A 12,303-nucleotide genomic window follows, 5' to 3' on the forward strand; every position below is an offset into this window, starting at 1 on the left:
CGGCAGGCCGGTGCGCGGAGGCCGGTGCGGCGTCAGTGGCAGCCGCACGCCGCCAGGGCCGTCGCCGTACGGTCCAGGGCCGACTGGGCCGCCGCCGGACTGGTCGTGTCGGAGGCGAGGAACGCGAAGGCCAGCAGACGGCCGTCCTGGTCGACCACCGTGCCCGCCAGGGTGTTCACGCCGGTCAGGGTGCCGGTCTTCGCCCGTACGACCCCTGCCGCTCCGCCGTTGTAACGGCTGGTCAGGGTTCCGGTGAATCCGGCCACCGGCAGGCCGGTGAGGACCGGGCGGAGTTCGGGGTGGGCCGGGTCGCCCGCCTCGACGAGCAGGGACGTGAGCAGGTCGGCCGTCAGCCGGTCGTTCCGGTCGAGTCCGCTGCCGTCGTGGAACCGGGCTCCCCTGAGCGGGAGTTGCAGCTTCTCGAGCTGGGCGGCGATGGCGGCCGCGCCGCCGTCGAAGCTCGCCCGCTTCCCCGTCGCGGCGGCCGTCTGGCGGGCCAGGGCCTCGGCGATGTCGTTGTCGCTGTTGGTCAGCATGCGCTCGACCAGGGCGGAGAGCGGGGGCGAGGAGACGGCGGCGAGGTTCTCGGCCCGGCCGGTCGCCTTGGACGGGCCGGGGGACGTGGCCCTGATGCCGTAGCCCTTCAGGAACGCCGCGAACTTGCGGGCCGCGTCCGCCGCCGGGTCCGGCACGCGCGTCACCGGTCCGCTCGTCGAGTCGTCCGTGCGGCCCTCGTCGGCCGCCAGGGCGCTCACGGGCGCGAGGTTGACGTTGACGCCGATGCGGTGCAGCGCGGGGCCGGCGTACAGGCTCTCGTCGTAGGACAGGGTCACGTCCTGGAGGCCGCGCTTCTTCAGCGCCTTCGCCGTCCTGCCGGCCAGCACCTTGAGGCTCGCCCAGCCCTCCGCCCGCGCGCGGGCGGTCAGGGTCGGGTCGCCGCCGCCGACCAGGACGAGCTCCTTGGTGCCGGGCTCCAGGGCCGTGCGGGTGGTCAGGCGGTGGTCGGCGCCCATCGCCGACAGGGCGGCGACGGCGGTGGCGATCTTCGTCGTGGAGGCGGGTGTCAGCGCGTCGTCGGCGCCGGTGCCGTACAGCCGCCTGCCCGTGGCGACGTCGACGACGACGGCGCTGTGGCGGGCGCCGAGCGCCGCGTCCTTCAGCAGGGGGTCCAGGACGCCGGAGAGGGCCGTGCCGGTCGGGGACGGCTGCACGGCGGTCGTGGCGCGGCCCAGGCCGACCAGGACGGACGCGGCGCTGGGAGCGGGCCGGGGCGCCCCGGCCGCCGTACCGGACGAACCGGACGTACCTGAATTACGGCCGTGATCTGTGCCACCCGTGCGTTCCAGGGCGACTGCGCGGTCCTCCTCGGCCGTACGCTGACCGGAGGAGTCCCAGGGACCGGCGGCGGTGGCCACGGTGACCGCCAGCGCCAGACCGGCGACTGCGGCGCCCGCGGTGAACCGCCATGTGCCGACGGACTTCGGCCGCGTGAACCGAACGGTCCGCACGCGCGCGAGCTGCGGTTTCGCAGCGGCCGTGGCCCGTCGAAGGCCCGGTCGCACTGCGTCGGCGGCTCGTTCGAGATGCGGGCGTACGCTACCGGCGGCCCGTGCCAGACGCGGTCGTACGGCGTTCGCGACCCGCGTCACATGCGGTCTCGCGGCCCGCCAAGGCCTCAGCTCGGGCACGACCACCAGCCCCTTTCGCGATCACACACCTGCGTGAGGGACACTTAACCACCAGAACTATGTGCTGATCATGGAGGAGCCACCGGTGGAGTTCGACGTCACGATCGAGATCCCGAAGGGTTCGCGGAACAAGTACGAGGTGGACCACGAGACCGGTCGGATCCGTCTGGACCGTCGGCTCTTCACCTCGACCGCCTACCCGACCGACTACGGATTCGTCGAGAACACCCTCGGCGAGGACGGCGACCCGCTGGACGCGCTGGTCATCCTGGACGAGCCGACCTTCCCGGGTTGCCTGATCAAGTGCCGCGCGATCGGCATGTTCCGGATGACGGACGAGGCCGGCGGCGACGACAAGCTGCTGTGCGTGCCCGCCACGGACCCGCGTGTGGAGCACCTGCGTGACATCCACCACGTTTCGGAGTTCGACCGCCTGGAGATCCAGCACTTCTTCGAGGTCTACAAGGACCTGGAGCCCGGCAAGTCCGTCGAGGGCGCCAACTGGGTGGGCCGCACGGACGCCGAGATCGAGATCGAGCGCTCCTACAAGCGGTTCAAGGAGCAGGGTGGCCACTGAGGCCTGAGTCTTCCGACGGGCCGCACGCATGCGCGTGCGGCCCGTCCGGTTTTCTGTGCGCATACTGGGCGTTGCTGCACGCGTCGTACAGGGAGCGTTACTCACGTGACGGAGGCGGAGGACCGCAAGCCGCAGTCGGACGAGGCCAGGGGCACGTTCGACCCGGAGATCACATCCGAGTTCGCCATCCCCGCGGGCTTCGCCGCCCCCACGGGTGTCGTCGAGCCGGAGACCACCTCGGAGTTCGAGGTCCCCGACGGCCTGGACGTCCCTCAGCCGCACGGCCCCGAGCCCGAGGGATCGGCGTTCAGCACTCCGCGCACGTACAACGCCAAGCACGCCCCTGTCGCCTTCACCCCGGCGACCGGCGTCCCCGTGGTCAGCCTGACCAAGGACGTGCCCTGGCAGGACCGGATGCGCACGATGCTGCGGATGCCGGTCGCCGAGCGGCCCGCGCCGGAACCGGGGCCGAAGGCGGAGGAGGGCGGTCCCGCCGTCCCGCGCGTGCTCGACCTGACCCTGCGTATCGGCGAGTTGCTGCTGGCCGGCGGCGAGGGCGCCGAGGACGTGGAGGCCGCGATGTTCGCGGTCTGCCGCTCCTACGGCCTCGACCGCTGCGAGCCGAACGTCACCTTCACCCTGCTGTCGATCTCGTACCAGCCGTCCCTGGTCGAGGACCCGGTGACGGCCTCGCGGACGGTGCGGCGCCGGGCCGTCGACTACACGCGGCTGGCCGCCGTGTTCCAGCTGGTGGACGATCTCAGCGACCCGGAGTCCCACCTCTCCCTGGAGGAGGCCTACCGGCGGCTCGCCGAGATACGGCGCAACCGGCACCCCTACCCGGGGTGGGTGCTGACCGGGGCGAGCGGCCTGCTGGCGGGCGCGGCCTCCGTGCTCGTCGGCGGTGACCTCTTCGTGTTCGTGGCGGCCGCGCTGGGCGCGATGCTCGGCGACCGGCTGGCGTGGCTGTGCGCCGGGCGCGGGCTGCCGGAGTTCTACCAGTTCACGGTTGCCGCGATGCCGCCGGCCGCCCTCGGGGTCGCGCTCACCGTCGCGCACGTCGACGTCAAGGCGTCCGCGGTCATCACCGGTGGTCTGTTCGCGCTGCTGCCGGGACGGGCGCTGGTGGCGGCCGTGCAGGACGGCCTGACCGGCTTCTACATCACCGCGTCGGCGCGCCTGCTGGAGGTCATGTACCTCTTCGTCGGCATCGTCGTGGGCGTTCTGATCGTCCTGTACTTCGGGGTGAACCTGGACGCCAAGCTCAACCCCGACGCGGCCCTGGGCAACTCCACGCGGCCCGTCCTGCAGATCTGTGCGTCGATGCTGCTGTCCCTGACCTTCGCCGTGCTGCTCCAGCAGGAGCGGGCCACCGTGCTGTGGGTGACCCTGAACGGCGGCGTCGCCTGGGTGGTGTACGGCGCGCTGCACTACCCCGGCGGCCTCTCCCCCGTCGCCTCCACCGCCGTGGCGGCGGGGCTGGTGGGCCTGTTCGGGCAGCTGCTGTCGCGTTACCGCTTCGCGTCGGCCCTGCCCTACACGACGGCGGCGATCGGGCCCCTGCTGCCGGGCTCCGCCACCTACTTCGGGCTGCTGGCGATCGCCCAGAACAAGGTCGACAAGGGACTGGTCTCCCTGGCCACGGCGGTCTCCCTGGCCATGGCCATCGCCATCGGGGTCAACCTCGGCTCCGAGATCTCGCGGCTGTTCCTGCGCGTGCCGGGCGCGGCCAGCGCGGCGGGCCGCCGAGCCGCCAAGCGGACCAGGGGGTTCTAGTAGCCCTGGCCGTGCGGGTACTGCCCGTTCTGCCGGCCGTCGTCCTGCTGCGGGTACGGATACTGCTGGGCGTACTGCCAGTTCGGGTCGTAGGACTGCTGGTTGGGGTCGTACGGCTGCTGGTTGGGGTCGTACGGCTGCTGTCCGGGGTTGTACGGCTCGTTCGGGCCGTAGGACTGGTTCGGGTCGTACGGCTGCTGCTGCGCCGGGTACTGCTGCTGCGGGTACTGATGCTGCGGCGGGTACTGCTGCTGAGGCCGGTGGTGGTCCTGGCCGTCCGCCGCCGGGACGCGGCGCAGCTGGGTCGTCGCGTCGTCCATGGCCGGGGGCTGCTGCTGCGCCGGCGCGGGAGCCGGGGCCCCGGGGTTCTTCCTGGCCTTGCTGCGGGCGCGCAGGAACTCGATGGCGATCGGGACCACCGAGACCAGGACGATCAGGATGAGGATCGCCTCGATGTTCTTGTGGACGAAGTCCACGTTGCCGAGCCAGGAGCCCAGCAGGGTCACGCCCGCGCCCCACAGGACGCCGCCGATGACGTTGAACGTGATGAAGGAGCGGTACCGCATGCCGCTGACGCCCGCGATGATCGGCGTGAACGTGCGCACGATGGGCACGAAGCGGGCCAGGACCAGGGACTTGGGGCCGTACTTCTCGAAGAACTCGTGCGCCTTGACCACGTTCTCCTGCTTGAACAGGCGGGAGTCCGGGCGGGTGAAGAGCGAGGGGCCGACCTTCTTGCCGAAGAGGTAGCCCGCCTGGTCGCCGAGGATCGCGGCGAGGCAGATCAGCAGGATGGCCCCCCACAGCGGGAAGTCCATGGTGCCCGCGGTGATCAGCAGGCCGCAGGTGAACAGCAGCGAGTCACCCGGCAGGAAGAAGCCGATGAGCAGGCCCGACTCGGCGAAGACGATCAGGAGCAGGCCCCAGATGCCGAACGTGTCGAGCAGATGGTTCGGATCCAGCCAGCTCGGGCCGAGGGCAAGCGTCGTCACGGTTCCGGGCTCCCTGAGGGGGTGAGAAGAAGTGCGGCGTCCTTCTGCGGGCGCACAAAGCTATCAACGAAAGGTGTCCGCCCCAGGTTCCACCGGGGTCTCCAGGATGCACTGTGCGCGGACTGGCACAAAGCTGTGAGCCATGGGCATAGACGAATACGGCGGCGGCCAGGAGCCCCGGCCGGACGTACTGGTGGTGACGACCAACGACGTACCCGGACACCGGGTCCAGGAGGTCCTCGGCGAGGTCTTCGGGCTGACGGTCCGCTCCCGGCACCTGGGGAGCCAGATCGGCGCCGGGCTGAAGTCGATGATCGGCGGTGAGCTCAGGGGGCTCACCAAGACGCTCGTGCAGACCAGGAACCAGGCCATGGAACGGCTCGTCGAGCAGGCACGCGCGCGCGGTGCGAACGCCGTGCTGATGTTCCGCTTCGACGTGACGGAGGCGGCGGACGTGGGCACGGAGGTGTGCGCCTACGGGACCGCGGTGGTCCTGGCCCGGGAGTGAGCCCCCGGACCAGGACCGCTATGCGGTGCGGCGGTCGGCGTTCGCCAGGATCGCGGCCTTCAGGTGCTCGGCGAGACCGGGACGCATGGCGTCGTAGAACGCCTTGAAGCGCTCGTCGGAGACGTACATCTCGGCGAGACACCGGTGCATCTCGTACGGGCACTCGTAGAACCACCTGCTGATGTGCTGCCGGTGCTCCTCGGCCAGGTCCGTCGCCGCGTCCCCGGCCGCCGGCTCACCGGCGGCCACCAGGGCGGCGTAGCGCTCGGCCCAGGCGTCGGCCTCGGCCTGCAGGCGCTTCCAGTCCTCCTTGGTGTAGGCGGCCGCGCGGCGCTGCGACTCGGCGTACGCCTCGGTGTTCCCCCAGCGCTGCTCGGCCTCCTCGGCGTACTGCGCGGGGTCGTTGTCCCCGAAGACCTCGAACCGCTCCTCGGGTGTGAGGTTGATCCCCATCTTGCGTGCCTCCATGGCGTGTTCGACGGCCGCCGCCATCTTCTGGAGCCTCTCGATCCGGGCGGTCAGCAGCTCGTGCTGACGGCGCAGGTGCGCGCGCGGGTCCGCGGCCGGGTCGTCGAGCAGGGCGGCGACCTCGTCGAGCGGGAAGCCGAGCTCCCGGTAGAACAGGATCTGCTGCAGCCGGTCGAGGTCGGCGTCGCTGTAGCGCCGGTGGCCCGCACGGCTGCGCTCGCTCGGGGCGAGCAGGCCGATGTCGTCGTAGTGGTGCAAGGTGCGCACCGTGACGCCGGCGAAGCCCGCGACCTGTCCCACGGAGTAGCTCACTTCGTCCGCTCCCTTCTCGGTACGCACTCCACGCTGAGCCCTCACGCGACGTGAGGTGCAAGTCGGTTCGTGTTCGGATGCCGACTGTTCCCCTTTCAGATGTTTCATACCTTTGGCAAATGTTTCACGCCTTTGGCCGGTTATGGTGAGCCCGTGGCCCATGACCTCGCCCAGCGGGCGCCCGCGGCCCTCGCGACACCGGCACGCGCGCCCTCTTACCGGCCGTTCACCCGGCGCCCGGTGTCGCCGCGGGGGGCCTGGGCATGCTCCTCGCCGTCACCCGCCAGGGCTGGGTGAGCCTGTTCACGGCCGCGGTGCCGGTGCCCGAGCCCGCGATCATCGCCCTGCTCTGCTTCGCCTCGCTGCCCGCCTGGCTGCCGGTGACCGGCCGGCCCCAGATGCAGTTGCGGGACGACGGAACTCCGGTCCACCGACAGCCGTTCTTCGATTGACACAAGGGAGACAAGGCCATGGCCCTCCACAAAGGTCCGCAGAAGCACGACGAGCGCCCGGTCTCGGTCAACCCCTTCTTCGGGGAGGCCAATCCGGTCGCCGGCATGACCGATGCTCCGCCCAGGCACCGGCTCCCGGACGGCCCGCTGACGCCGATGACGGCGTATCAGCTGGTGCACGACGAGCTGATGCTGGACGGCAACTCCCGGCTGAACCTCGCCACGTTCGTCACCACCTGGATGGAACCGCAGGCCGGCGTCCTGATGGCGGAGTGCCGGGACAAGAACATGATCGACAAGGACGAGTACCCGCGCACCGCCGAACTGGAGCGGCGCTGCGTGGCGATGCTCGCCGACCTGTGGAACGCACCGGACCCGGCGGCCGCCGTGGGCTGTTCCACGACCGGATCGAGCGAGGCGTGCATGCTCGCCGGAATGGCGCTGAAGCGGCGCTGGAGCAAGCGCAACTCCACCCCCGGGGCGCGGCCCAACCTGGTCATGGGCGTCAACGTCCAGGTGTGCTGGGACAAGTTCTGCAACTTCTGGGAGGTCGAGCCGCGCCTGGTGCCCATGGAGGGCGAGCGCTTCCACCTCGACCCGCAGGCCGCCGCCGAGCTGTGCGACGAGAACACCATCGGGGTCGTCGGCATCCTCGGTTCCACCTTCGACGGCTCCTACGAGCCCATCGCCGACCTGTGCGCGGCCCTCGACGCCCTCCAGGAGCGCACCGGCCTGGACATCCCCGTGCACGTCGACGGCGCGTCCGGCGCCATGGTCGCGCCCTTCCTCGACGAGGACGTGGTGTGGGACTTCCGCCTCCCGCGCGTGGCGTCCATCAACACCTCGGGACACAAGTACGGCCTCGTCTACCCGGGCGTCGGCTGGGCCCTGTGGCGCGACAAGGAGGCGCTGCCCGAGGAGCTGGTCTTCCGCGTCAACTACCTGGGCGGCGACATGCCGACCTTCGCCCTCAACTTCTCCCGGCCCGGCGCCCAGGTGGTCGCGCAGTACTACACGTTCCTGCGGCTGGGCCGCGAAGGCTTCCGCGCCGTGCAGCAGACGACCCGGGACGTGGCCATGTCCCTCGCCGAACGCATCGAGGCGCTCGGCGACTTCCGGCTGCTGACGAGGGGCGACGAGCTGCCCGTCTTCGCGTTCACGACCGCGGACGGCGTGGACGCGTACGACGTCTTCGACGTGTCCCGGCGGATGCGGGAGCGCAGCTGGCTGCTGCCCGCGTACACCTTCCCGCCGAACCGCGAGGACCTGTCCGTGCTCCGGGTGGTGTGCCGCAACGGCTTCTCGAACGACCTCGCCGACCTGTTCGTGGAGGACCTGTCCCGGCTGCTGCCCGAACTGCGCAAGCAGCCGCACCCGTCGCCCAAGGACAAGGGGGCGGCCACCGGTTTCCATCACTGACGAGGCGAGCGGGACGAGCGGCAACCGGCCGACGCCGTCCGGCCGAAGTCGACCACCGGCTCGGTCAGTGGTCGTCCTCCGGGTGCCGCTCCCCCGTCGCGTACGGGTTCTCCTCGTCGTCCGCCAGAACGCCCACGAACGGGTCGCCCTCTCCCGCGAACGTGTACGCCCCGCCCTCGATCCGCCCGATCAGTCTCCGGGTCCACTCGGCCTCGGCGTCGGCCGTGTGGATCCAGAGGTTCATGATCTCGCCGATGTGGCCGAGCTGTTCGGGGCCGTCCTCGGGGACGTAGTGCTCGGTGACCGAGGAGCGCCACGCCTCGGTGCGCCGGATCCGCTCCTTGAGCAGCGTCACCGCCTCGGCCCGGGGCAGGTCGACCATGAAGCCGATGGCCGCCGACTTGACGTCCGTCCTCTGGTCGTACGAGGTCAGCGCCTCACGCAGCAGCCGAAAGTACTCCTCGGTGCCGTGGTCGGTGAGCTCGTACTCGGTGCGCGGCGGGCCGCCGGCCGTGGACGGCGCGATCTCGTGCGCGTGCAGCAGCCCTTGCCTGGCCATCTGCTTGAGCGCGTGGTAGATCGAACCGGGCTTGGCGTTGGACCACTCGTGCGCGCCCCAGTACTCCAGGTCGTTGCGCACCTGGTAACCGTGGGCCCGCCCGTGCTGGCGAACCGCGCCGAGCACCAGGAGACGGATCGCTGACATGCAGCCAGCGTAGGACCCGGGAGGTCAGCCCCGGCCCGTGCCCTGCTCCCTGGCCACCAGCTCGAAGGCGGTGGCGCCGTCCAGGGACTCGCGGATGATGTCGGCGTGTCCGGCGTGCCGCGCGGTCTCGCGGATCAGGTGCAGGCAGAGCCAGCGCACGGAGACGCGGCCCTCCGGCGGGAACCAGGGCTCGTCCGGCAGCGGGAAGGTGTCGTCGAGGCTCGGCACGGAGCGGATGTACGCCTCGGTCTCGGCGGTGACCTTCTCCCAGTACGCGAGCTGCGACTCCACGGTCTCGCCGTCGACGAGCTGGAACGTCTCGTGCCAGTTGGACGCGTCCCGCCGGATCGCCGGCGGCTCCTGCCTGGCCCGCGCGATCCAGCCCTGCTCGACCTCGGCCACATGCTTGAGCAGGCCGGACAGGGACAGCTCGCTCGCGCTGGGCCTGCTCGCGGCCTGCTCCTCGGTCAGCCCGAGCAGGGCGCGCCGGATACCGCCGCGCTGCTCCTCGATGAACGCGAGCAGCGCTCCGCGCTCGTCGCCCTGAGCTTCCGCGGAAACGTGAGTGACCATGACCGGCCGCCTTTCGTCGGGTGCTGCGGGGGCTGGGTGCTCCCCCTGACACCGACGAAGCTACGGGTCGTTTAGGACAGGTGCCGTCCTAGAAGCCGCGGGACCGGAAGCGGACTAGAAGGGGAATCCGCTCCGGCCGTGCTGCACCGAGATCCACTTCAGCGTGGTGAAGCACTCGACGGTCGACTCGCCGTTCAGCCGGCCCACACCCGAGCTCTTCTCGCCGCCGAAGGGAACGAGCGGCTCGTCGTGGACGGTGCCGTCGTTGACGTGGAACATCCCGGTGTCGATCCGCTTGGCGAAGGCGACGCCGCGCTCGACGTCGCCCGTGTGGACGGCGCCGCTCAGGCCGTACGGCGTGTCGTTGACGAGGCCGACCGCCTCCTCCTCGCCGTCGAAGGGGATGAGGAAGGCGACCGGGCCGAAAACCTCCTGCCGGAGCAGGGCCGAGTCGGCGGGGACGCCGGTCAGGACGGAGGGCTCGACCAGGTTCTCGGTGGTCGTGCCGTGCACCAGGGCCGTCGCTCCCTCGGCGATCGCCTGCTCGACGGTGGCCGAAATGGCGTCCGCCTGCGAGGAGTTGATGACCGGGCCGATGACGGTCTGCGGGTCGCTCGGGTCGCCGGCCTTGAGCGTCCTGACCTTGGCGACGAACTTCTCGGTGAACTCCTCGGCGATGCTGCGGTCCACGAGCACGCGGTTGGCGGCCATGCAGACCTGACCCTGGTGGACGTACCGGCTGAAGACCGCGGCGTCGACCGCGTAGTCGATGTCGGCGTCGTCGAGGACCACGATCGCGCTGTTGCCGCCGAGTTCGAGGACCGAGCGCTTGAAGTGCGAGGCGCAGACGGTGGCCACATGGCGGCCGACCTTGTCGGAGCCGGTGAAGGAGATGACCTTCGGGACCGGGTGCTCGATGAAGGCGTCGCCGATCTCGGCGATGTCGGTGATGACGACGTTCAGCAGACCGCCCGGCAGACCCGCGTCCTCGAAGATCTTCGCGACCAGGGAGCCGCCGGTGATCGGGGTGTTCTGGTGCGGCTTCAGCGCCACGCCGTTGCCGAGCGCGAGGGCCGGGGCGACCGACTTGAGGGACAGCAGGAAGGGGAAGTTGAAGGGGCTGATGACGCCCACGACCCCCACCGGCACGCGGTAGAGGCGGTTCTCCTTGCCGTCCACCGGCGACGGGAGGATCTTGCCCTCGGGGCGCAGCGCCCACTGGATCGACTCGCGCAGGAACTCCTTGGCCAGGTGGAGTTCGAAGCCGGCCTTCAGCCGGGTGCCGCCGAGCTCGGCGATGATCACCTCGGCGATCTCCTGCTCGCGCTCCTCGATCAGTCTGAGGGCCTTCTCCAGGACCGCCCGGCGCGCGTACGGATTGGTCCTCGCCCACTCCTTCTGGGCGCGGGCGGCCGCGGTGTACGCCTCGTCGACCTCGTCGACCGTGGCTATGGTGATCGACGCCAGCTTCTCGCCGTTGTACGGGTTGAAGTCGATGATGTCCCAGGAGCCGGTACCCGGGCGCCACTCACCGTCGATGTACTGCTGGGCCAGGTCGGTGAAGTAGGACGACATGTGATCCCCAAATCACTAGCAGACAGACGAGCGACGTCACGGTCTGATCACACGTCATCGTACTGGTGACACAGGTGAGTTGGGGACGCTCCGCAATCTTCTGGGGAGAACTCTAGGAGAGCTGGAGGAGACCCCGGAGCAGATCGCGGCTCTCGTCCGGTCCGGGACTGTCCTGCTGGAGCTCCTTGAGCGCCTTCTCGTACTGGACGACGTCCTCGTGTTTGTCCAGGTAGAGCGCGCTGGTGAGTTGCTCCAGGTACACGACGTCCGACAGGTCGGACTCGGGGAAGCTGAGCAGCGTGAACGCGCCGCTCTCGCCCGAGTGGCCGCCGAAGCCGAACGGCATGACCTGCAGCCGTACGTTGGGCCGTTCCGAGATCTCGATCAGGTGCTGGAGCTGGCCGCGCATCACCTCGCGGTCGCCGTAGGGCCGGCGCAGGGCGGCCTCGTCCAGGACGACGTGGAACTCGGGGGCGTGCTCGGAGACGAGGTGCTTCTGCCGCTCGAGGCGCAGCGCCACGCGCTTCTCGATGTCGGCGCCGCTCGCGCCCTTCATGCCCCGCCTCACGACCGCGCGCGCGTACGCCTCGGTCTGCAGCAGGCCGTGCACGAACTGCACCTCGTAGGCGCGGATCAGGTGCGCCGCGCCCTCCAGGCCCACATAGGTGGGGAACCAGGTCGGCAGGACGTCGGAGTAACTGTGCCACCAGCCCGTGACGTTGGCCTCGCGGGCGAGGGAGACGAGCTGGGCGCGCTCCTGCTCGTCCGTGATGCCGTAGAGCGTCAACAGGTCTTCCACGTCACGCGTCTTGAAGCTCACGCGGCCCAGTTCCATCCGGCTGATCTTGGATTCGGAGGCGCGGATCGAGTAACCCGCTGCCTCGCGGGTGATCCCGCGCGCCTCGCGCAGCCGCCTGAGTTGCGAGCCGAGCAGCATGCGCCGCACCACCGATCCGGGCTCTCCCACGCTCACGTTCGCCAGCCTCCCCAACCGCTTCAGGGGCCAGAGTCTGCCACTAAAACACTTCGAGCAGTACTCGTCCGATTACAGAGAAGGAAAGAAGTCAAAGATTCCGCACAGGAGAAGGGAAGGAGATGGCAACCAGAGGGAGAGAAGATGGCGGAAAAAATGGCCAACAAGCGGTACGGGCACGTCCAATTCGGTCACGTGCACGTGCATCTGCACCTTGCATCTGCACCGCGCATCCGAAACCATGGTCTCGCGCCACCGCTGCATCGCAACGACCGCGAATTCCC

Annotated in this window: 11 protein-coding genes and 1 pseudogene; 5 read left to right on the forward strand and 7 right to left on the reverse strand. The window is 70.1% G+C overall.

The features are described 5' to 3' along the window. Positions 1–32: 32 nt before the first annotated feature. Positions 33–1,694 (reverse strand): D-alanyl-D-alanine carboxypeptidase/D-alanyl-D-alanine-endopeptidase, encoded by a 1,662-nt coding sequence (dacB, locus tag ACIBN2_RS25650; protein WP_399137570.1) that lies wholly within the window; start codon positions 1,692–1,694, stop codon positions 33–35. Between the two features lie 79 nt (positions 1,695–1,773). On the opposite strand from dacB, the gene ACIBN2_RS25655 reads away from it, so the two are divergent. Together ACIBN2_RS25655 and ACIBN2_RS25660 are read left to right on the forward strand one after the other, a co-directional pair. Next, complete coding sequence (locus ACIBN2_RS25655) at positions 1,774–2,265, forward strand: inorganic diphosphatase (protein WP_010044289.1); 492 nt, start codon at positions 1,774–1,776, stop codon at positions 2,263–2,265. A gap of 105 nt (positions 2,266–2,370) precedes the next feature. Next, positions 2,371–4,041 (forward strand): threonine/serine exporter ThrE family protein, encoded by a 1,671-nt coding sequence (locus tag ACIBN2_RS25660; RefSeq protein WP_399137571.1) that lies wholly within the window; start codon positions 2,371–2,373, stop codon positions 4,039–4,041. Here the strand turns inward: ACIBN2_RS25660 and ACIBN2_RS25665 are convergent. Continuing rightward, positions 4,038–5,033 carry a VTT domain-containing protein gene (locus ACIBN2_RS25665; protein ID WP_399137573.1) on the reverse strand — a complete coding sequence of 332 codons (996 nt, stop codon included), beginning with the start codon at positions 5,031–5,033 and terminating at the stop codon, positions 4,038–4,040. The two genes, ACIBN2_RS25660 and ACIBN2_RS25665, sit on opposite strands and share 4 nt — an antisense overlap. A 142-nt stretch (positions 5,034–5,175) precedes the next feature. Here ACIBN2_RS25665 and ACIBN2_RS25670 point away from each other — a divergent pair, with 142 nt between their 5' ends. Beyond that, positions 5,176–5,541, forward strand: a complete 366-nt coding sequence (locus ACIBN2_RS25670; protein ID WP_399137575.1) for a YbjQ family protein — start codon at positions 5,176–5,178, stop codon at positions 5,539–5,541. A gap of 18 nt (positions 5,542–5,559) precedes the next feature. Here ACIBN2_RS25670 and ACIBN2_RS25675 read toward each other — a convergent pair whose 3' ends face one another. Further along, on the reverse strand, positions 5,560–6,321 hold the full coding sequence (locus tag ACIBN2_RS25675) for a MerR family transcriptional regulator (protein ID WP_399137577.1): 762 nt from the start codon (positions 6,319–6,321) through the stop codon (positions 5,560–5,562). Between the two features lie 209 nt (positions 6,322–6,530). On the opposite strand from ACIBN2_RS25675, the pseudogene ACIBN2_RS25680 reads away from it, so the two are divergent. Both ACIBN2_RS25680 and ACIBN2_RS25685 read left to right on the forward strand, forming a co-directional pair. Further along, positions 6,531–6,773 (forward strand): annotated as a pseudogene (locus tag ACIBN2_RS25680) (ion channel protein); the annotation flags it as partial. Positions 6,774–6,791: 18 nt separating this feature from the next. Further along, entirely contained in the window at positions 6,792–8,192 is a 1,401-nt protein-coding gene (locus tag ACIBN2_RS25685; RefSeq protein WP_399137579.1) for a glutamate decarboxylase, read from the forward strand. A gap of 64 nt (positions 8,193–8,256) precedes the next feature. Here ACIBN2_RS25685 and ACIBN2_RS25690 read toward each other — a convergent pair whose 3' ends face one another. The 4 genes from ACIBN2_RS25690 to ACIBN2_RS25705 all read right to left on the reverse strand — a co-directional run bounded on the left by ACIBN2_RS25690 (position 8,257) and on the right by ACIBN2_RS25705 (position 11,983). Further along, positions 8,257–8,898 carry a PadR family transcriptional regulator gene (locus ACIBN2_RS25690; RefSeq protein ID WP_399137581.1) on the reverse strand — a complete coding sequence of 214 codons (642 nt, stop codon included), beginning with the start codon at positions 8,896–8,898 and terminating at the stop codon, positions 8,257–8,259. A 24-nt stretch (positions 8,899–8,922) separates the two neighbouring features. Then, entirely contained in the window at positions 8,923–9,471 is a 549-nt protein-coding gene (locus tag ACIBN2_RS25695; RefSeq protein ID WP_399137583.1) for a DinB family protein, read from the reverse strand. A gap of 114 nt (positions 9,472–9,585) precedes the next feature. Next, positions 9,586–11,046 carry an aldehyde dehydrogenase family protein gene (locus ACIBN2_RS25700; RefSeq protein ID WP_399137584.1) on the reverse strand — a complete coding sequence of 487 codons (1,461 nt, stop codon included), beginning with the start codon at positions 11,044–11,046 and terminating at the stop codon, positions 9,586–9,588. 112 nt (positions 11,047–11,158) lie between these two features. Further along, positions 11,159–11,983, reverse strand: a complete 825-nt coding sequence (locus tag ACIBN2_RS25705; protein WP_399138217.1) for a helix-turn-helix domain-containing protein — start codon at positions 11,981–11,983, stop codon at positions 11,159–11,161. Positions 11,984–12,303 lie beyond the last annotated feature (320 nt).

The sequence above is a fragment of the Streptomyces sp. NPDC050534 genome (genome assembly GCF_044457745.1).
Taxonomy (GTDB): Bacteria; Actinomycetota; Actinomycetes; order Streptomycetales; family Streptomycetaceae; genus Streptomyces.